The sequence below is a fragment of the Phyllobacterium sp. UNC302MFCol5.2 genome (assembly GCF_000686005.1).
In the GTDB taxonomy this organism is placed as follows: Bacteria; Pseudomonadota; Alphaproteobacteria; order Rhizobiales; family Rhizobiaceae; genus Phyllobacterium; species Phyllobacterium pellucidum.
Window position 1 is genome coordinate 1,540,064 of record NZ_JMLL01000010.1, and the last position, 22,468, is coordinate 1,562,531.

22 protein-coding genes are annotated in these 22,468 nt (G+C 59.7%); 13 read left to right on the plus strand and 9 right to left on the minus strand.

Annotation, left to right across the window (positions count from 1 at the left end):
* Positions 1-39 precede the first annotated feature (39 nt).
* Positions 40-2,658: a leucine--tRNA ligase gene (gene leuS / locus BR48_RS0109430; protein WP_027231075.1), complete on the plus strand. Its 2,619-nt coding sequence runs from the start codon at positions 40-42 to the stop codon at positions 2,656-2,658.
* A complete protein-coding gene (gene lptE / locus BR48_RS0109435; protein WP_027231076.1) occupies positions 2,645-3,229 on the plus strand; it encodes an LPS assembly lipoprotein LptE in 585 nt (194 codons plus the stop codon). Before leuS ends, lptE begins: the two co-directional genes overlap by 14 nt.
* A 142-nt stretch (positions 3,230-3,371) precedes the next feature.
* On the opposite strand, the gene fsa is transcribed toward lptE, so the two are convergent.
* Positions 3,372-4,025 carry a fructose-6-phosphate aldolase gene (gene fsa, locus BR48_RS0109440; protein WP_027231077.1) on the minus strand — a complete coding sequence of 218 codons (654 nt, stop codon included), beginning with the start codon at positions 4,023-4,025 and terminating at the stop codon, positions 3,372-3,374.
* 104 nt (positions 4,026-4,129) lie between these two features.
* Between fsa and BR48_RS0109445 the strand changes: the two genes are divergently transcribed.
* The 7 genes from BR48_RS0109445 to BR48_RS0109475 all read left to right on the plus strand — a co-directional run bounded on the left by BR48_RS0109445 (position 4,130) and on the right by BR48_RS0109475 (position 12,079).
* Entirely contained in the window at positions 4,130-6,313 is a 2,184-nt protein-coding gene (locus BR48_RS0109445; protein ID WP_027231078.1) for a primosomal protein N', read from the plus strand.
* A gap of 44 nt (positions 6,314-6,357) precedes the next feature.
* Positions 6,358-6,747, plus strand: coding sequence for a DUF4345 family protein (locus BR48_RS0109450; protein WP_027231079.1), 390 nt, complete (start codon positions 6,358-6,360; stop codon positions 6,745-6,747).
* 246 nt (positions 6,748-6,993) lie between these two features.
* On the plus strand, positions 6,994-7,554 hold the full coding sequence (locus tag BR48_RS0109455; RefSeq protein ID WP_027231080.1) for a F0F1 ATP synthase subunit delta: 561 nt from the start codon (positions 6,994-6,996) through the stop codon (positions 7,552-7,554).
* On the plus strand, positions 7,554-9,083 hold the full coding sequence (gene atpA, locus BR48_RS0109460) for a F0F1 ATP synthase subunit alpha (RefSeq protein ID WP_027231081.1): 1,530 nt from the start codon (positions 7,554-7,556) through the stop codon (positions 9,081-9,083). Before BR48_RS0109455 ends, atpA begins: the two co-directional genes overlap by 1 nt.
* 22 nt (positions 9,084-9,105) lie before the next feature.
* Complete coding sequence (locus BR48_RS0109465; protein ID WP_027231082.1) at positions 9,106-9,984, plus strand: F0F1 ATP synthase subunit gamma; 879 nt, start codon at positions 9,106-9,108, stop codon at positions 9,982-9,984.
* An 18-nt stretch (positions 9,985-10,002) separates the two neighbouring features.
* Positions 10,003-11,598: a F0F1 ATP synthase subunit beta gene (atpD, locus tag BR48_RS0109470; protein WP_027231083.1), complete on the plus strand. Its 1,596-nt coding sequence runs from the start codon at positions 10,003-10,005 to the stop codon at positions 11,596-11,598.
* Between the two features lie 73 nt (positions 11,599-11,671).
* Positions 11,672-12,079, plus strand: coding sequence for a F0F1 ATP synthase subunit epsilon (locus BR48_RS0109475; protein WP_027231084.1), 408 nt, complete (start codon positions 11,672-11,674; stop codon positions 12,077-12,079).
* A gap of 65 nt (positions 12,080-12,144) precedes the next feature.
* Here the strand turns inward: BR48_RS0109475 and BR48_RS0109480 are convergent, their stop codons facing one another.
* The 4 genes from BR48_RS0109480 to BR48_RS0109495 all read right to left on the minus strand — a co-directional run bounded on the left by BR48_RS0109480 (position 12,145) and on the right by BR48_RS0109495 (position 16,623).
* Positions 12,145-12,663, minus strand: coding sequence for an RNA pyrophosphohydrolase (locus BR48_RS0109480; protein ID WP_027231085.1), 519 nt, complete (start codon positions 12,661-12,663; stop codon positions 12,145-12,147).
* A gap of 32 nt (positions 12,664-12,695) precedes the next feature.
* Positions 12,696-13,745 (minus strand): divergent polysaccharide deacetylase family protein, encoded by a 1,050-nt coding sequence (locus BR48_RS0109485; RefSeq protein ID WP_245273363.1) that lies wholly within the window; start codon positions 13,743-13,745, stop codon positions 12,696-12,698.
* Between the two features lie 192 nt (positions 13,746-13,937).
* Positions 13,938-15,263, minus strand: coding sequence for a S41 family peptidase (locus tag BR48_RS0109490; protein WP_027231087.1), 1,326 nt, complete (start codon positions 15,261-15,263; stop codon positions 13,938-13,940).
* Positions 15,253-16,623, minus strand: coding sequence for a murein hydrolase activator EnvC (locus tag BR48_RS0109495; RefSeq protein ID WP_027231088.1), 1,371 nt, complete (start codon positions 16,621-16,623; stop codon positions 15,253-15,255). Before BR48_RS0109495 ends, BR48_RS0109490 begins: the two co-directional genes overlap by 11 nt.
* A 263-nt stretch (positions 16,624-16,886) precedes the next feature.
* On the opposite strand from BR48_RS0109495, the gene BR48_RS0109505 reads away from it, so the two are divergent.
* The gene (locus BR48_RS0109505) at positions 16,887-17,606 is read left to right on the plus strand and encodes a glycosyltransferase family 2 protein (protein ID WP_027231089.1); all 720 of its coding nucleotides are present in this window, start codon (positions 16,887-16,889) and stop codon (positions 17,604-17,606) included.
* Here BR48_RS0109505 and BR48_RS0109510 read toward each other — a convergent pair.
* From BR48_RS0109510 to BR48_RS0109520, 3 genes are all read right to left on the minus strand, one after another.
* Complete coding sequence (locus BR48_RS0109510; RefSeq protein WP_197030339.1) at positions 17,548-19,029, minus strand: glycosyltransferase family 39 protein; 1,482 nt, start codon at positions 19,027-19,029, stop codon at positions 17,548-17,550. The two genes, BR48_RS0109505 and BR48_RS0109510, sit on opposite strands and share 59 nt — an antisense overlap.
* A gap of 140 nt (positions 19,030-19,169) precedes the next feature.
* Complete coding sequence (locus tag BR48_RS25805; protein WP_027231091.1) at positions 19,170-19,334, minus strand: DUF1328 domain-containing protein; 165 nt, start codon at positions 19,332-19,334, stop codon at positions 19,170-19,172.
* 74 nt (positions 19,335-19,408) lie between these two features.
* The gene (locus BR48_RS0109520) at positions 19,409-20,203 is read right to left on the minus strand and encodes a response regulator (protein WP_027231092.1); all 795 of its coding nucleotides are present in this window, start codon (positions 20,201-20,203) and stop codon (positions 19,409-19,411) included.
* A 188-nt stretch (positions 20,204-20,391) separates the two neighbouring features.
* Here BR48_RS0109520 and BR48_RS0109525 point away from each other — a divergent pair, with 188 nt between their 5' ends.
* Both BR48_RS0109525 and BR48_RS0109530 read left to right on the plus strand, forming a co-directional pair.
* A complete protein-coding gene (locus BR48_RS0109525) occupies positions 20,392-20,595 on the plus strand; it encodes a NepR family anti-sigma factor (RefSeq protein WP_036813618.1) in 204 nt (67 codons plus the stop codon).
* An 11-nt stretch (positions 20,596-20,606) separates the two neighbouring features.
* Positions 20,607-21,158: an RNA polymerase sigma factor gene (locus BR48_RS0109530; RefSeq protein ID WP_027231094.1), complete on the plus strand. Its 552-nt coding sequence runs from the start codon at positions 20,607-20,609 to the stop codon at positions 21,156-21,158.
* Here the strand turns inward: BR48_RS0109530 and BR48_RS0109535 are convergent.
* On the minus strand, positions 21,141-21,557 hold the full coding sequence (locus tag BR48_RS0109535) for a response regulator (protein ID WP_027231095.1): 417 nt from the start codon (positions 21,555-21,557) through the stop codon (positions 21,141-21,143). The genes BR48_RS0109530 and BR48_RS0109535 overlap by 18 nt on opposite strands.
* A gap of 137 nt (positions 21,558-21,694) precedes the next feature.
* On the opposite strand from BR48_RS0109535, the gene BR48_RS0109540 reads away from it, so the two are divergent.
* Positions 21,695-22,447, plus strand: a complete 753-nt coding sequence (locus tag BR48_RS0109540; protein ID WP_027231096.1) for a Crp/Fnr family transcriptional regulator — start codon at positions 21,695-21,697, stop codon at positions 22,445-22,447.
* The last annotated feature ends 21 nt before the right edge of the window (positions 22,448-22,468 follow it).

A 22,468-nucleotide genomic window follows, 5' to 3' on the forward strand; every position in this document is an offset into this window, starting at 1 on the left:
GGTCCCCGCATCACTATCCTTTGCAAGAGAATCCCGTTCATGGCAACCGAACGCTATAATCCCCGTGTAGCCGAGAAGCATTGGCAGAGAGTTTGGAACGACGCCAAGCTCTTCGAGACGAACAATGACGATCCTCGCGATCCTTACTACGTCCTCGAAATGTTTCCGTACCCCTCGGGCCGTATCCATATGGGCCATGTGCGCAACTATGCGATGGGCGATGTCGTTGCACGTTACAAGCGGGCCAAGGGATTCAATGTGCTGCATCCAATGGGCTGGGATGCTTTCGGCATGCCGGCCGAAAACGCCGCCATGCAGAACAAGGTTCATCCGAAGACCTGGACCTACCAGAACATCGCGACGATGCGCGATCAGCTCAAGTCCATGGGCCTGTCGCTCGACTGGTCACGCGAGTTCGCTACTTGCGATGTCGAATATTACCACCGCCAGCAGATGCTGTTCCTCGATTTCGTCGAGAAGGGCCTGGTGACGCGCAAGTCGTCCAAGGTCAACTGGGACCCAGAGGACATGACGGTCCTTGCCAACGAGCAGGTCATCGACGGTCGCGGCTGGCGCTCCGGCGCCCTTGTCGAGCAGCGCGAGCTGACACAGTGGTTCTTCAAGATCACCGACTTCAACGAGGAACTGCTGGGCGCCCTCGATGGCCTCGACCAGTGGCCGGAAAAGGTGCGCCTGATGCAGCGCAACTGGATCGGCAAGTCTGAGGGCATGCTGATCCGCTGGGCGTTGGACAAGCAGTCGCACGTCGAAGGCGAGAGCGAGGTCGAGGTCTACACGACGCGGCCCGATACGCTGTTCGGCGCGTCCTTCATAGCCATTGCCGCCGACCATCCGCTGGCGAAGAAAGCCGCCGAAAACAACACGGCGCTGGCGCAGTTCAACGAGGAATGTCGCCATGCGGGCACCTCGGTCGTTGCGCTCGAAACCGCCGAGAAGAAGGGCTTCGACACCGGCTTGCGCGTCACGCATCCGTTCGATCCGGAATGGAAGCTGCCGGTCTACGTCGCGAATTTCGTCTTGATGGACTATGGCACCGGCGCGATCTTCGGTTGTCCGTCCGGTGACCAGCGCGACCTCGACTTTGCCAACAAGTATGGCCTGCCGGTCATGCCGGTGGTTATGCCGATGGACGCCGACGCGGCCACGTTCCAGATCACCGAAACCGCCTATGTCGATGACGGCGTCATGATCAATTCGCGCTTCCTTGACGGGATGTCGCCGGCCGAAGCTTTCGACGAGGTGGCGCGGCGGTTGGAAAAGCAGACGGTCGGCAACCGCCCGCAGGGCGAGCGCAAGATCAATTTCCGCCTGCGCGACTGGGGTATTTCTCGGCAGCGTTACTGGGGTTGTCCGATCCCGATGATCCATTGCGATGATTGTGGCGTTGTCCCGGTGCCGAAGGCCGACCTGCCGGTCAAGCTGCCGGACGACGTCGAATTCGACCGGCCGGGCAATCCGCTCGATCGTCATCCGACCTGGCGGCACGTCAACTGCCCGCAATGCGGCAAGCCCGCACGACGCGAGACCGACACGATGGATACCTTCGTCGACTCGTCATGGTATTTCGCGCGCTTCACCGCTCCTTGGGCCGAGGAGCCGACCGAGCCCAAGGTCGCGAATCACTGGCTGCCCGTCGATCAGTATATTGGCGGCATCGAGCACGCGATCCTGCACCTGCTCTATTCGCGTTTCTTCACACGGGCCATGAAGGTGGCCGGTCATCTCGATATCAGTGAACCGTTCAAGGGCATGTTCACGCAAGGCATGGTCGTCCACGAGACCTACAAGGGCAAGGACGGCTGGGTCACGCCAGCTGACGTTCGGGTCGAAGAGACGGATGGCGCGCGCCGCGCAACGCTGATTGCTACAGGCGAAGAGGTCGAGATAGGCTCGATCGAGAAGATGTCGAAATCGAAGAAAAACGTGGTCGATCCGGATGACATCATCGCTTCCTACGGCGCGGATACCGCGCGCTGGTTCATGCTGTCGGATTCGCCGCCGGAACGCGACGTAATCTGGACCGAATCCGGCGTCGAGGGCGCGCATCGCTTCGTTCAGCGCGTCTGGCGCCTGATTTCGGAAGCGGCCGAGACGTTGAAGACGGTCGATGCCGCAGCCGCGACCGAAGGCGAGGCTTTGGCGATTTCGAAAGCGGCGCACCGGACTGTCAAGGCTGTCGGAGAAGATATTGAGAAGCTGAACTTCAACAAGGCCGTCGCGCGCCTTTACGAGCTCGTCAACACCTTGGCGCCTTATCTGCAGAAGGTGGCGGCGGGCGGGGCTGACATGGTGACGATCGCAGCAAGCCGCGAAGCGACGACCATGTTGATTGCAATGATAGCGCCGATGATGCCGCACCTTGCCGAGGAGTGCTGGAAGGCACTCGGCGGCGCAGATCTTGTGGCTCATCAACCGTGGCCGTCATACAACGAGACGTTGATCGTCGAGAACGATGTGACCATGCCGGTTCAGATCAATGGCAAGAAGCGCGGCGATTTGACAATTGCCCGCGATGCGGATCAATTGGCGGTCGAAAAGGCCACCCTCGCGCTTGATTTCGTCAAGGCCGCGCTGAATGGCAATTCACCGAAGAAGGTCATTATCGTACCGCAGAGGATCATCAATGTCGTTGCCTGATCGTTTTCAGCCGGGTTCCGTCGTCAAGCGGCTGCTTCCCTTCTGCGTTCTCGGCTTGGCATTGATTGCAGGCGGTTGCCAGGTGCGGCCGCTCTACTCCGATCCCGGTCCGGTCGGCAGCACGGCCGCCGGCGTCTCGGGCAGCGTCCGCTCCCGGCTCGCGACCGTGTCGGTCAATCCGGCGGGCGATCGCGTCACCCAGGAAGTACGCAACAACCTGATCTTCCTCTTCGGTGGCGGTGCGGGCGAGCCGACGCATGTCGCCTATACGCTCCAACTCGCCATAGCATCCCAGAACATTTCGCTGGCGCTGATCCAGAATGCGACCAATGATAAATCGGGCCAGCCGACCGCAGGCTCCATTCGCATGACTGGCAACTACGTTCTGACGCGCGTGTCGGACGGTCAGGTCATCGGCCGCGGCAGCCGTCTTGTAAATGCGGGCTACGATGCGCCAAGACAGCAGTTCGCCGTTCAGCGAGCTTATCGCGATGCATATAATCGTGCGGCGGCGGAAGTTGCGCAGGCGATTCAGCTCAGCGTTGCCCAGGATCTGACGAAGAACCAATAGTCATACTGCGCATGACCTCGCTCGGCGACGGCCGGGCGTACCGTTCATGAGTCCTGCCCCTAGCCGGATGCGCGCCGCGCACGAGCATAAGAAAACGCCCGCCGGTCTTGCAACAGGCGGGCGTCATTGAAAATGCGACTGATCAGGCGATCGACTGGCCCGTCTTCTTCCAATCGGCAAGGAAAGTCTCAAGGCCCTTGTCGGTCAGCGGGTGCTTGACCAATGCCTTCAGAGTTGCTGGCGGAACCGTCGCGACGTCGGCACCGATTAGAGCCGCTTCCTTGACATGGTTCACGGTGCGGATCGAGGCGGCAAGGATCTGCGTCTGGTAATCGTAATTGTCGTAGATGGTTCGGATCTCGGAAATCAGTTCCATTCCATTGATGCCGGTATCGTCGATGCGGCCAATGAATGGCGAGATGAACGTGGCGCCGGCCTTGGCGGCAAGAAGTGCCTGGTTGGCGGAGAAGCACAGCGTCACATTGACGAGGTGGCCATCCGAGCGCAGGGCCTTGCAGGCCTTGAGGCCATCGAGGGTAAGCGGGACCTTGATGCAGATGTTGTCGGCGATGCGGGAGAGGACTGCGGCCTCCTTCATCATCTGCTCATACTCGGTTGCCGCGACCTCGGCGGATACCGGGCCGTTGACGATGCTGCAAATTTCCTTGGTCACTTCGATGATGCTGCCACCGGACTTGAGGATCAGCGAAGGATTGGTGGTTACGCCATCGAGCAATCCGAGATCGTTGAGCTCGCGGATTTCCTTCACGTCGGCGGTATCGACAAAGAATTTCATGGGAACATTCCTTCCTGATATGCGGGTGTCTAAATGAGAGATCAATTCTATCTCCCGGAAAGTGACTTTTCTTTATCCGAAAGGCGCGCCAAGGTCACGTATATATGAGTCAGGATTCGTTCATCCCGCAAAAAACCGTTCCCGTGCTTGTGCCGATGCCGGCAGAGCGGCCCTACAGCTATGCCGTCCCCGACGGAATGGACGTCAGGGCCGGGTCAATCGTCCGGGTGCCGCTCGGTCCGCGCGAAGTTGCAGGCATCGTCACGGACGGCACGACTGACAGCATCGATGCGAAGAAACTGCGGCCCATATCCGAGCTTTTCGATTGTCCGCCCGTGGACGACGGCATGCTGCGCTTCATGCGCTGGGCCGCCGATTATACACTGTCCCCACCCGGCATGGTGGCGCGCATGGTGCTGCGCGTGCCCGCGGCTTTCGATCCCGAGCCGCCTGTGCCGGGCTTGCGCTTTGCCGGCCGTGAACCTGACCGCATGACCGGGGCCCGGGCCCGCGTGCTCGAGCTTGCTGAAGGCGGCATGGCATGGACGCGCACGGGGCTTGCCCACGCGGCAGGCGTCTCGGCAACCGTAATCGACGGTCTGGTGGCGCAAGGCGTATTCGAACAGGTCATGATCCCGGCGCGCCCCGTCGTTGCCGCTCCCGATGTCGACTATGCCAAGGCGTCGCTTTCGGGCGATCAAAGCGAGGCGGCGGATCAACTCGTTGAAGCCGTGGCGTCCGCAAGTTTCTCGGTGTCGCTGCTTGACGGTGTGACCGGCTCCGGCAAGACCGAAGTCTATTTCGAGGCGGTGGCCAAAGCCATCGAGCAAGGCAAGCAGGTCCTGATCCTGCTTCCGGAAATTGCGCTGACGCAGCAGTTTCTCGATCGCTTCCATGATCGCTTCGGCACCAAGCCGGCCGAGTGGCATTCCGATCTTGCGCCGCGCATGCGCGAGCGGGTCTGGCGACAGGTCATGGAGGGCCAGGTGCGTGTCGTTGCCGGCGCGCGGTCAGCGTTGTTCCTGCCATTCCAGGAACTGGGGCTGATCGTCGTCGACGAGGAGCACGATCCCGCCTACAAGCAGGAAGATCGCGTCTGCTACAATGCCCGCGACATGGCAGTGGTGCGCGGCCATATCGGCGGCTTCCCGGTCGTACTTGCATCGGCCACGCCGTCGATCGAAAGCCAGGTCAACGCCAATCAGGGCCGGTACAACCGCATCCGCCTTTCCGGGCGCTATGCCGAGGCAGCAATGCCGGATCTGAAGTCCATCGACATGCGCAGGTCGCCGCCACGACCGGGCGGGTTTCTCTCGCCCGCGCTCGTCGAAGCGGTCAATCAGACATTGCAGCGCAAGGAACAGTCGCTGCTCTTCCTCAACCGGCGAGGCTATGCACCGTTGACGCTCTGCCGGGTGTGCGGCCACCGCTTCCAGTGCCCGGATTGTTCGAGCTGGCTGGTCGAGCACCGCTTTCGCGGCCAACTCGTCTGCCACCAATGCGGACACCATGAGGCGCGCCCGGAAGCTTGTCCCTCCTGCGGAACGCTCGATCACCTCGTTGCCTGCGGGCCGGGCGTCGAGCGGATCGCCGAGGAAGTGGAAAAGACCTTTCCGGATGCCCGCATCATCGTGCTCTCATCCGATCTCATGGGGGTCAAGCGCCTGCGGCTTGAGCTCGACGCGATCGCCAAGGGTGAGGCCGACATCGTCATCGGCACGCAGCTCGTTGCCAAGGGGCACAATTTCCCGAACATGACCCTGGTCGGCGTCGTCGACGCCGATCTCGGGCTTGCCAATGGCGACCCCCGCGCCGCCGAGCGCACGTTCCAGCTGTTGAGCCAGGTGACAGGCCGCGCGGGACGCACGGGCAAGAAGAGCCTCGGCCTTTTGCAGACCTACCAGCCGGATCATCCGGTGATGCGCGCCATCGTTTCGGGCGATGCAAAAGCCTTTTACGAGCGGGAGATCGAAGAGCGCGAACGCTCAAGCCTGCCGCCCTTCGGCCGGCTCGGCTCGCTCATCATTTCGGCAGCGACGCGCCAGGAAGCGGAGACGCATGCGCGGGCCTTGCGCAGGGCAGCACCGGCATCGGATCAGATCAGCGTCCTCGGACCGGCGGAGGCGCCGCTTGCCCTTGTGCGCGGGCGGCATCGTTTCCGTCTCCTCGTCCACGGCACGCGCAAATCGGATATTCAGGGCTTCATCCGCGTCATGCTGGCTGAAGGGCCAAAAGAACGGGGATCGACGCGGGTGCAGGTTGATATCGATCCGCAAAGCTTTCTATAAGATCTGCATCGCGGTTAACGCTTCGGCGGAAGGGGCAGGGGATCATGGAACTCTATTGGCCGGCAAGTCAGGGCGAATGGATGGCATGGCTGTCGGCGGCCATCACCGTCGTCTTCGGGCTGGTCCTGTTCTTTGCGCCGCGCGTTGCCATGAGGATAATGCGCTTGCAGACGAAGCCGGAGCGCCCCGAGGCCCTTTCCGAGATCCGTGCGACATTCGCCGGATTCTACCTCGGACTTGGACTTAGCGCCCTTGTATTTGCACAACCTTTTCTCTGGATCGCGCTCGGCGTTTCATGGGGCTTCACGGTCTTCGGCCGGCTGATTTCGATGATGTCCGACGGCGGCAACAAGCCGTACAACTGGGCCTGGGTCGTCATGGAACTGCTGCTTGCGGCGGGTCCGCTTCTATTTGCCTTCGGCTTTGTCGCCTGAGCCGCCGAGCATTAGTGGAATTGGTTACTCATAATTATCTGAAGCTGCGGCGATTCTGCCTCCTCATTTAGCGGATTCGCGTGTTGCGAGTCCTGTCTTCCTATGCTAGACGGCATTCAAATCACGTCTAAGGCAGCTTCAGGGCTTCACCCAAGGCGGTAAAAAAATCAATAATGCCAAAGATTTGACCGAAAACTTCCTTCCGGTTTCCTGATTTTTGGCTTCAAACCAGAGAGCTTGTCGTTCGTGGCAGAAACTACGTCGCTCATTTCCGGTGTTGCCCAGCGTTACGCGGGTTCGTTGTTCGAACTTGCGCTGGAAGCGAATTCGCTTGCCGAGGTCGAAAAGAATCTCGATCGCTTCGAGGCTCTGGTCAATGGCAGTCCCGATCTGAAGCGCCTGGTAGCAAGCCCGGTATTCTCGTCCGGCGATCAGGTGCGCGCGATCTCCGCGATCCTGGCCGAGGCCAAGATCGGCGGGCTGGTTGGCAATTTCTTGCGCGTCGCCGCGCAAAATCGCCGCCTCTTCGCCGTACCATCCATGATCCAGTCGTTCCGCCAGATTGCCGCCGCCCATCGCGGCGAAATCGCGGCGGACGTTACTTCCGCGCATGCCCTTACGGCAGCGCAGGAAAATGAATTGAAGGCCACGCTGAAAAGCGTCGCCGGCAAGGACGTGACAATCAATGTCACCGTTGATCCGTCGATCCTCGGAGGCCTCGTCGTCAAGATGGGGTCGCGCCAGATCGACACTTCACTTCGCACAAAACTTTCTTCGCTTAAGCTTGCACTGAAAGAGGTCGGCTGATGGACATCCGCGCCGCGGAAATTTCCGCAATCCTGAAAAAGCAAATCGAGAATTTCGGCCAGGAGGCAGAAGTCTCCGAAGTCGGCCAGGTTCTGTCCGTCGGTGACGGTATCGCCCGCGTCTATGGTCTGGACAATGTTCAGGCCGGTGAGATGGTCGAGTTCCCGGGCGGCACCCGTGGCATGGCCCTGAACCTTGAAAGCGACAATGTCGGCGTCGTTATTTTCGGTTCCGACCGTGACATCAAGGAAGGCGACACCGTCAAGCGTACCGGCGCCATCGTTGACGTTCCCGTCGGCAAGGAACTGCTCGGCCGCGTTGTTGACGCGCTCGGCAATCCGATCGACGGCAAGGGTCCGATCAAGGCGACGCAGCGTTCCCGCGTCGACGTCAAGGCGCCGGGCATCATCCCGCGCAAGTCGGTGCATGAGCCGATGTCGACCGGCCTCAAGGCCATCGATGCCCTGATCCCGGTTGGTCGCGGCCAGCGCGAGCTCGTCATCGGCGACCGCCAGACCGGCAAGACCGCGATCATTCTCGACACGTTCCTTAATCAGAAGCCGGCTCACGATGCCGGCAATGAGACCGACAAGCTCTATTGCGTCTATGTCGCCATCGGTCAGAAGCGTTCGACTGTTGCGCAGTTCGTGAAGATCCTCGAAGAGCGTGGCGCTCTCGAATATTCGATCGTCGTTGCTGCAACTGCCTCCGATCCGGCACCGATGCAGTACCTCGCTCCATTTGCGGGCTGCACGATGGGCGAATACTTCCGCGACAATGGCATGCACGCGCTGATCGGCTATGACGATCTGTCAAAGCAGGCTGTCGCCTACCGCCAGATGTCGCTGCTGCTGCGCCGCCCGCCGGGCCGCGAAGCATATCCCGGCGACGTTTTCTATCTCCACTCCCGCCTGCTCGAGCGTTCGGCCAAGCTCAATGACGAAAACGGTGCCGGTTCGCTGACCGCGCTCCCCGTCATCGAGACCCAGGCGAACGACGTTTCGGCTTATATTCCGACCAACGTGATCTCGATCACCGACGGCCAGATCTTCCTCGAAACGAACCTCTTCTACCAGGGTATCCGTCCGGCCGTTAACGTCGGCCTCTCGGTTTCCCGCGTTGGTTCGGCCGCACAGATCAAGGCGATGAAGCAGGTTGCAGGTTCGATCAAGGGTGAGCTTGCGCAGTACCGCGAAATGGCGGCGTTCGCGCAGTTCGGCTCCGACCTCGATGCTTCGACGCAGCGCCTTCTAAATCGCGGTGCACGCCTGACCGAACTCCTGAAGCAGCCGCAGTTCTCGCCGCTGAAGACGGAAGAGCAGGTTGCGGTGATCTTTGCCGGCGTCAATGGCTATCTCGACAAGCTTGCCGTCAATCAGGTCGGCAAGTTCGAGCACGGCCTCCTCACCTGGCTGCGTACCGAGAACAAGGACATTCTCGAGACGATCGCCAAGGAGAAGCAGATCAGCGACGACACCAAGGGCAAGCTCAAGGCAGCAGTCGACGCCTTTGCCAAGTCTTTCGCTTAAACTTCATTGACGGGATGAACGGATGCCTTCGTTAAAGGATCTGAGAAACCGGATCGCCTCGGTCAAGGCGACGCAGAAGATCACCAAGGCGATGCAGATGGTCGCTGCGGCGAAGCTGCGTCGTGCGCAGGACGCTGCGTTGGCGGCTCGCCCCTACTCGCAGCGCATGGCTGCGGTGCTGGCGAACATCGCCTCCAACGTCGACGGCGCCGATGCGCCAGTGCTGATGAGCGGAACCGGCAAGGATGATGTGCATCTGCTCGTCGTGTGCACTTCCGAACGCGGCCTTTGTGGCGGCTTCAATGCGCAGATCGTGCGTCTGGCGCGTGATCATGCCCGCCGGTTGATCGCCGACGGAAAGACCGTCAAGATCCTGACGGTCGGCAAGAAGGGCGCTGACATTCTACGCCGTGATCTCGGTCGCCATATCATCGACCACGTCGATCTTCGCGAAGTGAAGCAGGTCGGCTTTGCCAATGCCGATGCAATCGGCCACAAGATCATCGCGCTCTACAACGAGGGCGGCTTCGATGTGGCAACGCTGTTCTACTCGGAATTCAAGTCGGTGATCGCCCAGATCCCGACCGCCCAGCAGCTCATACCGGCCAACTCCATCAGCGAAGTTGAACCGGAAAGCGCAGGCGACGCAGTCTACGAATATGAGCCGGATCCGGCATCCATTCTGGGTGACCTCATTCCGCGCAATATTTCCGTCCAGGTTTTCCGCGCTCTCCTTGAAAACGCGGCGTCGGAGCAGGGTGCGCGCATGTCCGCCATGGACAATGCAACCCGCAATGCCGGCGACATGATCAACAAGCTGACGATGTCGTACAACCGCCAGCGTCAGGCCCAGATCACCAAGGAACTGATCGAAATCATTTCGGGCGCGGAAGCGCTCTAATCGCGAAGGTAAGGATCGATGGCAAAAGCAGCGACCCCGAAGACACCCGCAGCCAAGCCGGCTGCGTCAGCAGCTAAGCCCGCAAAGGCAGCTGCACCAAAGGCGGCGGCCGCAAAGGCGGAAGCCGCTGCTAAGCCTGCAGCAAAGACAGCTGCTCCCAAGGCCGCCGCACCGAAGGCGACACTGAAGGCCAGCGGCGCAGCCGGCCGCGTCAGCCAGGTCATTGGCGCCGTCGTCGACGTTGCGTTTGAAGATGGCAATCTTCCATTGATCCTCAACGCGCTCGAAACCGACAACCTCGGCAACCGCCTGGTTCTCGAAGTGGCGCAGCACCTCGGCGAAAACACCGTTCGCACGATCGCCATGGACTCGACCGAAGGTCTCGTCCGCGGCCAGCCGGTCTATGACACCGGTTCGCCGATCATGGTTCCCGTCGGCGACGAGACGCTCGGCCGTATCATGAACGTCATCGGCGAACCCGTCGATGAAGCAGGTCCCATCAACACCAAGGTGACCCGCGCCATCCACCAGTCGGCACCGGAATATGTCGAGCAGTCGACCGAAGCCCAGATCCTCGTGACGGGCATCAAGGTTGTCGATCTCCTCGCTCCCTATGCTCGCGGCGGCAAGATCGGCCTCTTCGGCGGTGCAGGCGTCGGCAAGACCGTTCTCATCATGGAACTGATCAACAACGTCGCCAAGGCGCACGGTGGTTATTCGGTGTTCGCCGGCGTTGGCGAGCGCACGCGTGAAGGCAACGACCTTTACCACGAAATGATCGAATCCGGCGTGAACAAGGAAGGCGGCGGTGCCGGCTCCAAGGCCGCGCTGGTCTATGGCCAGATGAACGAGCCGCCAGGTGCGCGCGCCCGCGTCGCCCTTTCGGGACTGACCGTGGCCGAGCATTTCCGCGACCAGGGCCAGGACGTTCTGTTCTTCGTGGACAACATCTTCCGCTTCACCCAGGCGGGTTCTGAAGTGTCGGCCCTGCTCGGACGTATCCCGTCCGCCGTGGGTTACCAGCCGACGCTTGCGACCGACATGGGCGCGATGCAGGAACGCATTACCACGACCCACAAGGGCTCGATCACGTCGGTTCAGGCGATTTACGTCCCCGCCGACGATTTGACCGACCCGGCGCCGGCAACATCCTTCGCCCACCTTGATGCGACGACGGTTCTTAACCGCGCCATCTCGGAAAAGGGTATCTACCCGGCCGTGGATCCGCTCGACTCGACATCGCGCATGCTCGATCCGATCATCGTCGGCGAAGAGCACTACCAGACTGCTCGTCAGGTTCAGTCGATCCTGCAGCGCTACAAGTCGCTCCAGGACATCATCGCCATCCTTGGCATGGACGAACTTTCCGAAGACGACAAGTTGGTTGTTGCCCGCGCCCGCAAGATCGAGCGCTTCCTGTCGCAGCCGTTCTTCGTTGCTGAAGTCTTCACCGGTTCGCCGGGCAAGCTGGTCGATCTCGCCGACACGATCAAGGGCTTCAAGGGCCTTTGCAACGGCGACTACGATCACCTGCCGGAAGCTGCCTTCTATATGGTTGGCTCGATCGACGAAGCCATCGAGAAGGCACAGCGCCTGGCAGCGGAAGCTGCCTGATCCAGAGACTGATGGCGGGCTCCGGCCCGCCCTTGTCCATCTCGATCAAGACCACGGGAATTGAGTGAATATCATGGCAGAAGCCTTCCAGTTCGAACTCGTATCGCCAGAGCGCCTGCTTCTTTCGGAACAGGTCATTGAAGTCGTGGTCCCGGGCACGGAAGGCTACATGACCGTGATGGCGCACCATGCGCCGCTGATGGCAACCGTGAAGCCCGGCGTTGTCACCGTAAAGATGGCGGACGGCAAGCCGGACAGCTATGTTGTCTTTGGCGGTTTCGTTGATGTGACGCCCGATGGATGCACCCTCCTCGCGGAGTCGGCGGTGCACGTCACCGATATAAAGGCCGATGAATTGCAGCGCCGGATCAAGGACGCGAAGGAAGATTTCGAGGATGCGACGACGCGCGAAGAACGCGCCCGCCTGGAAGATCTTCTGGGCCAGCTGACGACGCTCGAGGAAGCCATCAAAGCCGCCTGAGGCGGTATCCGCTTCGATTTGTAAGTGTAGAAGCGGGCCAAGTGCCCGCTTTTTCTTTAGGGATCCTAGGCGGCCAGATGCCGGAATGCGGCAACGACCTCTTCATAGACCTTGCGCTTGAAAGGCACGATGAGATCGGGCAATTGCGTCATGGGTTTCCAGGCCCATTCATCGAATTCGGCGGTATGGCCGCCCGGAGGCGGGTTGATGGCAATTTCGCTTGCGTCACCTTCAAAGCGGTAGGCGAACCACTTCTGCGTCTGCCCGCGGTACTTGCCCTTGAGCGCGAGGCCGACGAGATGCTGCGGCAGTTCGTAATTGATCCAGTGCGGCGCTTCCGCCAGCAATGAAACGCTCTTCATGCCGGTTTCTTCGTAGAGTTCGCGCAGGGCAGCGGGCTCCGGCTCCTCGCCCTTATCGATGCCGCCTTGCGGCATCTGCCAGAGTTGCGTTGCACCATCCATTTCATCGCCCGGTATCATGATGCGATGGCCAGCCCAGACGAGGCCCTCCCTGTTGAGAACCATGATGCCGACACAGGGCCGGTAAGGCAGGGATTGTGGATCAACCGGCTTCTTGCTCATGGCGAAATCTCCAAATGCTTGCTGCCGCCCTGCTAGCCGTTTTGGGGATCGCGGACAAGGGCCGAGATGGGAACGATCTCGATGCCGCGTGCCTTGGCTTCATTGACCCATGACGTTACCGCCTCAACCGTGACATCGAAGGCAGAACCGGTGGCGATGGCGCTGCCCTTGGCACGGGCGATGCGCTCGAGTTCATCGAGCTTTTTCAAGATGCTGCCACGATCCTGCGACGCATCGATAAGGACATCGGATGCCGCGAAAGGCGCGCCCTGCTGTCCTGCGATCGCGTCAGCCGTGCTGCGCGCCGATGTGCCATCGTCGAGGTAAAGCAGGCCGCGCCTCGCCACATCCTGGATGACAGGCGTCATGGCGTTGGCGTCGGCGGTGAAGCGAGCGCCCATATAGTTCATAACGCCGGTATAATTGGTAATACGCCCCATCGTCTTGTGCAGGTTTTCAAGCGTCGCCGGCGCCGCTGCATCCACCGTCAGCGTGTTGCGGCCGGGATTGACGCGCGGATAGTCGAAGGGTTCGAGCGGGATCTGCATCAGGATTTCATGGCCGTCCTGGCGGGCCGCCTGCATCCACCGGCTGAGGCTGTTGCCCTCTGGCGAGAAGGCCAAAGTCACCTCACCGGGCAATGCGCGAATGGCATTCTGCGAACCGGTCTGCGAAAGCCCGAGCCCGCCGATCACGATTGCGACACGTGCGCCGCGTGCACCTGACCAGGGCCTGGCATAGACGTCGAGCGGACGCCTGCCGTCAGGCGCGATAGTCGGGAGCAGGCCTTGCGGCGACTGCTCGATCAAGTCCTGTTCGGGAATGTGTGCCGTGCGCGGGTCCTGCGTGCGCTTGTTCGGATCACCGACCACGATCACCTTCGGCCCTCCTTCGGGGGAGATGACCTTGCCGGGAAGATTGTTCGCAGTCTGCGGCGGCGCCGGAGCAGCACTTGGCGGGACGGGCGGCGGAGGTGCCTCAGCGACTTGCGGCTTCTCGGGTTCCGGCGCGGGATTGCGGAAGCCCTGATGGCTGGTGAACGAAATCAGGGAAGATAGTCCGACGATACAGGTGGCTACCAAGAGAGGCGGTAGCCAGCGTCCTGGTGTTAGATTGCCGGATTGTCTTGGCCGTTTGCTGTTTTTTCCCAGCGGCCGGTTGAGGTCGACGTTCACGCGTGAGGGCCGGAGAGATGGAGGAAAGAGAGTAAATATTGGCGGTGAGAATATGGGGCCAGACTGCTTGCTGATCGCCTGGCCCCATATGTCGTCATATCAGTTTGGCACGCCCTTCTTGGGGTCGGCCGGGAAGGCCGCATTGGCCTGTTCGCCGCGCAGGAGCTTCAGCGCCTGGATCAGCTGAAGGTCGTCCTTCGGATCCGGCGGCACATAGGCGATGGAGCCCGAACCTTCGGCATCTTCCTGCACGCCCTTGATATGGCCCTTGAGATCGGATTCACCGCGGGTGATATCCTGGCCCTTGAGTTCGTCGGGCAGCGGTTGCTCGACGGCGATATCGGGAACGATGCCCTTGCCCTGGATCGACTTGCCGGCCGGCGTGTAATACAGCGCCGTCGTCAAGCGTAGCGCGCCATTTTCGCCGAGCGGGATGATGGTCTGGACCGAACCCTTGCCGAACGAGCGGGTGCCGAGCACGGTGCCGCGACGGTGGTCCTGCAACGCACCGGCGACGATCTCGGACGCGCTTGCCGAACCGCCGTTGATGAGAACGATAAGCGGCTTGCCGTTGGTGAGATCGCCCGGGCGGGCATCAAACCGGGTGATATCCTGTGGATCGCGGCCACGGGTCGAGACCACCTCTCCCTTGTCGAGGAAGGCATCGGAGACCGCAACAGCCTGATCGAGCAGGCCGCCCGGGTTGAGGCGCAGGTCGAGGACGAAGCCCTTCAGCTTGTCGTTCGGAACCTTGCTCTGGATGTCCTTGATCGCCTTCTGCAAGTCATCGAAGGTCTGCTCGGTGAACGAGATGACGCGGACATAGCCGACATCGTTCTCAACACGGTATTTGACCGCCTTCACCTTGACCACGTCGCGGACGATCGTGAGCTTGATCGGCTTGTCGGCGCCTTGGCGGATGAGGGTCAGTTCGATAGGCGTGTTCACTTCGCCGCGCATCTTGTCGACCGCGTCGGTCAGCGTCAGGCCGCGAACATCAGTACCGTCAATCTGCGAGATATAATCGCCGGCAAGAACGCCAGCCTTGGCGGCCGGGGTGTCCTCGATGGGGGCGATAACCTTTACGAGTTCGTTCTCCATGGTGACCTCGATGCCGAGGCCGCCGAATTCGCCCTTGGTCTGAACGCGCATGTCCTGCGCCTGTTCGGCATTCATGTAGGATGAATGCGGGTCAAGCGAGGTCAGCATGCCGTTGATGGCGCTTTCGACGAGCTTCTTGTCATCCGGCGGAGTGACATATTGGGCGCGCACACGCTCGAAGATATCACCAAAAATTGAAAGCTGTTTGTAGGTGTCGGTGCCCGCAGCTTCTGCAGCGGTTGTGGGCAGAGCACCCTGCACAACGACCATCGCTGTTGCGCCCATCAGTGCGCCAGCCATGAGAAGCGTTAGCCTACGTATCATTTGCGGTCCTTCCAGCAAGCCGATCCGCCCACCAGGGGGCGGGATTAATAGGTTTTGTATCCTTTCGGAACTCAATGTAAAGCATTGGAGCTCCATTTCCCATCGGAACGGGTGCCGTACTGGCAACTAGTTGCTCGTTCATCACACCGACCGGTTCTCCCGCCAGAACAAACTGATTTTGGGAGACATTGATTTTTTTCATGCCCGCCAAGACGACATGATATCCATTCCCGGCATCAAGTATCAAGAGCTGACCATAGGAACGAAATGCGCCGGCATAAAGGACGACAGCGTCCATCGGCGCCGTTATGGTCGCCCCCGGGAGGGTCTCGAGCGTGTCACCTTGCAGGACGCCGCCAAGGCCATCGTCATCGCCAAAATGCTTAACAAGTTTCCCCGCTGCTGGCAGGGCCAGATGGCTTTTTAAAGACGCAAAGTTGACCTGGGCCGAAAGGCGGTTCTGGTTGGCGGCAAAATCGTCGGCGCGCTGTTGGCTTGCCTGGAGCTTCTGCTGTTCCTGGGCGCTGGCGGCGCTGGCGGCTTTCTGGACCTCCTGCATGTCCTTTTCAAGCGAGGCAATGAGATCGCGCAGCGATGTCGCGCGCTTCGCCAGTTCCTCCGACCTTGCCTGTTCGGCCATGCGTGTTTCTTCGGACGTCGTCTGCAACTTCTGCTTTTCCGCCAGCAGAAGGTCGAGCCGCTTCTTTTCCTCGGCCTGGCTTGAAAGAGCAGCTGTCAGGCGCGTCTGCTCTTCCGCAATCGAGTTTTTCACCCGGTCGAGTTCTTTCAGGTCGGCGATAAGGACTTCGGTCTGCTGGCGCATTTCCGGGACAACAGCGCCAAGCAGGACGGCGCTTCGAACCGAGGCGAGGGCATCATCGGGACGAACGAGCAGGGCTGGCGGGGGGCTGAGGCCCATGCGCTGGAGTGCTGCAAGCACTTCCGCCAGCGCGCCACGCCGCTGTCTCAATGAGGTGCGCACGCTGTCTTCCTGACCGCGCAGATCGGCCAGCTTGTTGGTGAAGCCCGCTATGTCCTGTGTCAGCTTCTTCTCGGTTTGCGCTGACTGAATCAACGCCGCGGTGATTGTCGTCTGGTCCTTCTTCAGCCCGGCAATTTCATTGTCGAGGGCCGTGACGCGTTCCGAGGAAAGCGAGATCTGGCTGGTGAGATCCTCAAGCTCCTTGAGCGACTGAAGCCGCCGCGCGTCGAGCGACTCGGCGGCCGGCGACGTCGGAGCTGGTGGGGTCTCCTGGCCGCGGGCAGGCGCGGTGCAGCAGAGCGCGAAGGCAAAAAGCGCCGAACACGTCAGGCCAAGCCTGCGCGGGTGGAAAACTGCCTTTGATGCCTCAAAAATCATTCTCGGACCGGAACATGCGTATGGTTTGTTCCCGACTCTAGGGAGACTTCGATTAATGAAGTATTAACCATAAACCAGCCGCGTCGAAAGCTGCGCATTTTGTAGCAAAAAAGGCATGGCGGAATTGCGGCGATGCGCCGGCGTCGGCGGGGCCGGCATAGAAGAAGTCACGTAACCGCTTCTCATCGCAAGGGAAACACTCTATGTGAATGCCACCGACGCGGTTCGCTGAACGTGCTCGCCGGTCCACAATGGCTCGCGTGATGACTGATCTGACAATTATCATTCCTGTGCACAATGAAGCCGGAAACATCGGCGCGCTGATCAAGGAGATTGACGCGGCGCTGGCGAGCGGACCGGATTATGAGATCATCGTCATTGATGATGGATCCTCGGACGGTTCGGCTGAAGAGGCGCTGGCGGCGGGGAACCGCGCCTATGCGCTGCGCCACGAAAGGCGCACCGGGAAGTCGCGGGCGCTTGTCACGGGATTTCGCGCAGCCTCCGGTCGGTGGGTCGCAACCCTCGACGGTGACGGCCAAAACGACCCGAAGGATCTGGCCCGGCTCTGGCCGCGCATTTCCAACGCGGAGCCGGCTCTTTTTGCCGGTATTCGCAAACGGCGCAATGATGGCGTTGTGAAACTCCTCACCTCCAAATTTGCCAATTTCGTGCGCCGGCGTTTGCTGAAGGACGACTGCAAGGACACAGCCTGTGGTTTCAAGGTCCTGCCGCGGGACCTTGCGCAGGGTCTGCCATATTTCGACAATATGCATCGTTTCCTGCCGGCCCTGACCCGCCGGGCGGGGCTGCCGGTCGTCGAGGTGGATGTTGAGGATCGGCCCCGGCGCTCGGGTGTTTCCAAGTACGGGTTCTTCGACCGGGCTGCGGTCGCCTTCCTCGATACAGTCGGCGTGTTCTGGCTTATCCGCCGCTATTCGGAACCTGGGTCTGTGGCGCGACTGAATAACGCTGGAAATTAAAGGTTCGGAGCTGACCGCTGAAGTTCCTGACCGGCGCAGTGACCCGCACGGCAGGCCCGAGGAGCATGGCATCGGCTGGAAGGTCTGCAGAAGACGGTGCGGGTTCATCCCCATGCCAGACCAGGACGACATCTTTCGCCGACCCTTGTTCCGGCGGCCAATGCAGTTGCACCGCAACATTGGCGGCATCATCTTGCCGGTTTGAGATAATGCGCGCTGGTGTTGGATCCTGCGCGCGGATGGAAAGGGCTACCGCATCAAACGGAAAGGTGAAGCGGGGCGTTTCAAACAAGGCGATATATGCGACGGCGACTGGCGCAAGGATGTAGACGAAACCGGCAATCGCAAGAAGGTTGCGGGCTCCCAGAACCTGCGGCAGGTAGAGCGCAAGCAGGATAGCGGTCGGCGCCAGGATCGGCGCCATGTATCGCTCGGCCACCGAATGATAATCGCCGGCAAGCACCAGCGTTGCGAAGGCGGCGAGACCGATCAGCACCGTGCGCAGGAGCAGGACGCGCACCTCCGCATCGCCGTCGGGTGCGGGACGCGGATGATCACGGGTTCTGCCGATGATGAAGATGACAAGGGCCGGCCCCGCCCACAGCGCCGTGGACATGCCGAGGCTCAGCAATCCGTCGATCCCGAGGTGCGGCACATCGAACACCAACAGGTAATCGATCGAACTCGCCAGCTTTTCCATCCGCCCGGCGGTTGCCGACAGAGGAGCGCGCAGCGAGGCAATGACGACCGGGGCAAAACTTACGACAAAAATGGCCGCTGACAGCCAGATTTGGCGCCGGAACAGCTGGCGGCGAATACCGGGGGTCAGAGCGGCCGCGATCAGAAAACTGACAAGGAATATAAAGAAATTATACTTCGCAAGGGCGCCTGCCGCGGCCCAAAAGCCGAACCAGGCAAAACCGACCGCCCCGCGCCCCGCCCTTATTATGGCAAAGGCATGGACGATGCCTATGGCAGCAACCATGACGAGAATCGTATGAGCCGTGGTCTGGATCGACATCCAGACGATCTGAGGCAGGAAGGCCGAGGCGGTGATTGCCAGAATACCGGCGCGATCCCCCGCAAGTCGGCGAGCGGCGTCGAAGCAAAGCCAATGGTAGAGACCAAGGAGGGATAGCCTGACTAGCGCAACCGAAAAGACCCAGTTCCACTGCGTGATTTCCAAAGCCAGACGAACGAGCCAGTTATAGAGGGGCGGATGAGAGTTGCCGTAATTCCAGGCGAGATAGACTTCGCCGACGAATTGCGCCTCGTCGATTTCCATGAAGCGGGAGAGGGAAAGGCGGAGGAGAATGAGGGCGGTAATGTAGACGACGATCGCGGCGGGAACGCGCTTGGCGAGCTTGGACCATTTGATCGGTGCGCCATCGAGCCAGGCAAGATCGAATTTTCGCCGGAACAATCGCGCTTCACGTGTCATGCAGCCGTGAGTACTACAGGAATTGCGGTTCCCGCAAGTTTTCGGACGAGATTTTCGGAGCTGTCACGCAAAAGAAAACCGCCGGCTTGTGGCCGGCGGCTTTGGCGCTACTCAGGCAAAACTTAGGCGCGCCTGATGATGCTTGCGATAAGCGAGATCAAGAGCAGTGCCAGGAACACGTAAAAGATTATCTGAGCTATACCGGCGGAAGCACCGGCAATACCACCAAATCCCAACGCACCGGCGACAAGCGCAATGATCAGAAAAATTACAGCATAGTAAAGCATTTAGCGTTCTCCCTATCTCGTCGGGGGTGTAACGGATTGAACGAGATTTGGTTCCCTGCTGCGTAGCGTTGTCGTTATGCTTTAGCTTTGCTGCTTTCCTTGAAGAAGAGAGCCTGGGTGATCAGCGCCTTGACCATGTCGGGGTTGAACGGCTTGGTAACAAGGAACGTCGGCTCGGGACGCTCTCCGGTCAACAAACGTTCGGGGAATGCGGTGATGAAAATGACCGGAACCGCATCCTGGCTGAGGATGTTGTTGACGGCATCAATGCCCGAACTTCCATCGGCCAACTGAATATCGGCAAGAATCATGCTCGGCTTGGTTGAAGCGTAGAGCGAAACGGCTTCGTCTTTGGTTCGGGCAATGCCGACCACGCGGTGGCCGAGGCTGTCAACCATATGCTCGATATCCATGGCGATCAGCGGTTCGTCTTCAATAATGAGGATGTCGGTAGCAATTTGCTTGGAGATGCCGACCGATGCCTCATCGAGAAGCTCGTAGAGTTCGCCCTCATCGACATCGAGAATTTCCATGGTCTCGGCCTTGCTGAAGCCTTCGAGACTGATCAGCAGGAAAGCCTGGCGCGCCTTTGGCGCTATCGACGTGAGGTTGGCGGCCGCATGTTTTTCCCATCCATATTCCGACTGCAGTTCCAGTGGGCGAACATTGACCGAATTAAAATGTTTGACCAGCAGCTTATAAAGGCTGACACGGTCCGACCCGGCACTCGGGAACAAGGAAACGTCGGCAATGAGAATTTCAAGGGTCGCTGCGACGTAGGCATCGCCCGATGACTGCGAGCCGGTGATGGCACGCGCAAATCGGCGAAGGTAAGGCAAGTGTGGGGCTATCCGGGTGGATAATGACATAGTGAGTTCCCTGTTCTCCGGTGAATATGATGAGCCGGCCTGATATAAGCGACGAACAGAAACACATTCGCAAAAAAAAAGTTCCCGACAACGGAACTTTTCCTCTCGTGAAGAATTATCACTGCTAATGTGCTTAACTTATTGGATGAATCCGAATTCGCTCTGCGCCAACAGCAAAGATCCTACGAATGAACGCAAGAAAATCCTCAATTGACGCGCCTGAAAAAGCGCGGGTCCGTCGCCGCGATATAAGGAATGCCGAGACTGAGATTGGATTGAAGCTACGTGCGCTTTATGCATCCGTACAGGAGGAAGAGATTCCGGCTCGTTTTCTGGACTTGCTCGAGAAGCTTGACGAGGCTGAACGCAACCACGCGCAAACCCCTGAATAGCAGGCTGGTGAATGGTCCACGAATCGACTGATTTTAAGAGAGACTTGATTGCGTCGCTGCCAAAGCTGCGCGCATTCGCTGTATCACTCATTGGCAATCCCGACAGGGCCGATGACCTTGTGCAGGATACGATCATGAAGGCCTGGGCCAAGCAGGACTCCTTTGAGCCCGGCACCAACATCAAGGCTTGGCTGTTTACCATCCTGCGCAACGAATTCTACAGCCAGATGCGCAAGCGTGGCCGTGAGGTGCAGGATTCCGATGGCACGTTCACCGAACAGCTCTCGGTCCATCCGGCGCAATACGGATCGCTGGACCTCCAGGATTTTCGCAAGGCCCTCGACAAACTCCCCGACGATCAGCGTGAAGCTATCATTCTCGTCGGCGCCTCCGGCTTCTCCTACGAGGAGGCAGCCGATATTTGCGGTTGCGCGGTCGGAACGATCAAGAGCCGCGTGAGCCGTGCGCGTACGCGATTGCAGGAACTTCTCGAAGTTCAGGGCGAGGTCGATTATGGGCCGGATTCAATCGCGACGCAGGTCACATCAAACAAATTCGCCTGAGGCGCCGTTTCGGCGCGAGGCGGGATTGTGCTGGGAATTGGCCAGCGCCTTGGCGACTGCCTGGAGGATCTGCGCTTTTCCATAGGGCTTGGCGACAACGGGAATATCCGGAAAACCTGGAACACCGTTGGCCTGGCTGTCATAGGCCGTGGTGAAAACGATCGGCAGGCCGCGGCGTTGCATTTCGGCAGCCGAATCAAGCGACGAGACTCCTCGCGCCTGAACCTCAAGAATAGCCAGATCATAGTCGGTCTCGTTGGCGATCTGAGCCTGCAATTCACCAACAGTTGCAATAAGTTGTACCGACTGCGCCCCACATTCTTCTGCTATGCGTTCAAGATCCAACCCTATCAGATATTCATCTTCCAGGACCAGAATCCGCATGCCGGTCATTTCCATCTCATTTGCTCCTTTTCGGGGAGCCGTTATGAGCGGAGTGATGACATGTGTCATTTAACTAAGACATACCGATTGCAAAGATCGCACGCGCAATTTACCGGCATCGTGGTAGCGTAAATCCGAACGGGGATATGGGCATGAACACAGCCGCATCGACAGCACGGCAATACCCGTGCGACAAATGCCCTTTGCAGGGTTTTGCGCACCTGCAGCCGCATCAAAAGGATGAGATAGATTTTTTATCGACCTTCAAGACGGGCGAACTCGTGGCCGATACCGGCACCACCGTGCTTGTCGAGGGGGCCAACAGCGCGCATCTTTTCACGGTCCTATCCGGATGGGGCTTTCGCTACAAGATGCTTGAGGACGGCCGCCGGCAGATTCTCAACTATGTTCTTCCCGGTGATCTGATCGGCTTACAGGGATCGCTTATGCGGGAGATGTCTCATTCGATCGAGGCACTGTCGCCGATGATCCTGTGTGTTTTCCAGCGTGACAAGCTCCCGACTTTATTTGCTAACTTCCCGAGCCTTGCTTACGACATCACATGGATAGCATCGCGCGAGGAGCAGATGCTGGATGAGATATTGCTGAGCGTAGGTAGGCGTACTGCGCTCGAGCGGGCGGCCTATCTCTTCGCCTTCCTTTTTCAACGCGCCAAGAGCGTCGGATTGGTGAAAGGCGATACGCTGGTCATGCCGCTCCGGCAACAACATGTCGCCGATACGTTAGGGCTTTCCATCGTTCATACCAACAAAACCTTGAAAAAACTGGCAGGTCGCGGTGCCCTGCGCTGGCTTGACCGCGGCTGTGAAGTGCTCGACGAGACAACACTGCTCCAAATCTCGAAATGGTCAGGGCTGTCTTCGATCCCGAGGCCGTTCATCTAACGAGTTAGCCGTCGGTTACGC

Excerpts from the sequence above, each read along its gene's own strand:
- BR48_RS0109535 (WP_027231095.1), bottom strand. The coding sequence starts at position 21,557 with ATGGAAATGACCGGCATGCGGATTCTGGTCCTGGAAGATGAATATCTG.
- atpA (WP_027231081.1), top strand. The coding sequence starts at position 7,554 with ATGGACATCCGCGCCGCGGAAATTTCCGCAATCCTGAAAAAGCAAATC.
- BR48_RS0109495 (WP_027231088.1), bottom strand. The coding sequence starts at position 16,623 with ATGATTTTTGAGGCATCAAAGGCAGTTTTCCACCCGCGCAGGCTTGGC.
- BR48_RS0109540 (WP_027231096.1), top strand. The coding sequence starts at position 21,695 with ATGAACACAGCCGCATCGACAGCACGGCAATACCCGTGCGACAAATGC.
- BR48_RS0109490 (WP_027231087.1), bottom strand. The coding sequence starts at position 15,263 with ATGATACGTAGGCTAACGCTTCTCATGGCTGGCGCACTGATGGGCGCA.
- fsa (WP_027231077.1), bottom strand. The coding sequence starts at position 4,025 with ATGAAATTCTTTGTCGATACCGCCGACGTGAAGGAAATCCGCGAGCTC.
- BR48_RS0109525 (WP_036813618.1), top strand. The coding sequence starts at position 20,392 with ATGAACGCAAGAAAATCCTCAATTGACGCGCCTGAAAAAGCGCGGGTC.
- BR48_RS0109445 (WP_027231078.1), top strand. The coding sequence starts at position 4,130 with ATGAGTCAGGATTCGTTCATCCCGCAAAAAACCGTTCCCGTGCTTGTG.
- BR48_RS25805 (WP_027231091.1), bottom strand. The coding sequence starts at position 19,334 with ATGCTTTACTATGCTGTAATTTTTCTGATCATTGCGCTTGTCGCCGGT.
- lptE (WP_027231076.1), top strand. The coding sequence starts at position 2,645 with ATGTCGTTGCCTGATCGTTTTCAGCCGGGTTCCGTCGTCAAGCGGCTG.
- BR48_RS0109505 (WP_027231089.1), top strand. The coding sequence starts at position 16,887 with ATGACTGATCTGACAATTATCATTCCTGTGCACAATGAAGCCGGAAAC.
- BR48_RS0109465 (WP_027231082.1), top strand. The coding sequence starts at position 9,106 with ATGCCTTCGTTAAAGGATCTGAGAAACCGGATCGCCTCGGTCAAGGCG.
- leuS (WP_027231075.1), top strand. The coding sequence starts at position 40 with ATGGCAACCGAACGCTATAATCCCCGTGTAGCCGAGAAGCATTGGCAG.
- BR48_RS0109475 (WP_027231084.1), top strand. The coding sequence starts at position 11,672 with ATGGCAGAAGCCTTCCAGTTCGAACTCGTATCGCCAGAGCGCCTGCTT.
- BR48_RS0109530 (WP_027231094.1), top strand. The coding sequence starts at position 20,607 with ATGGTCCACGAATCGACTGATTTTAAGAGAGACTTGATTGCGTCGCTG.
- BR48_RS0109450 (WP_027231079.1), top strand. The coding sequence starts at position 6,358 with ATGGAACTCTATTGGCCGGCAAGTCAGGGCGAATGGATGGCATGGCTG.
- BR48_RS0109520 (WP_027231092.1), bottom strand. The coding sequence starts at position 20,203 with ATGTCATTATCCACCCGGATAGCCCCACACTTGCCTTACCTTCGCCGA.
- BR48_RS0109480 (WP_027231085.1), bottom strand. The coding sequence starts at position 12,663 with ATGAGCAAGAAGCCGGTTGATCCACAATCCCTGCCTTACCGGCCCTGT.
- atpD (WP_027231083.1), top strand. The coding sequence starts at position 10,003 with ATGGCAAAAGCAGCGACCCCGAAGACACCCGCAGCCAAGCCGGCTGCG.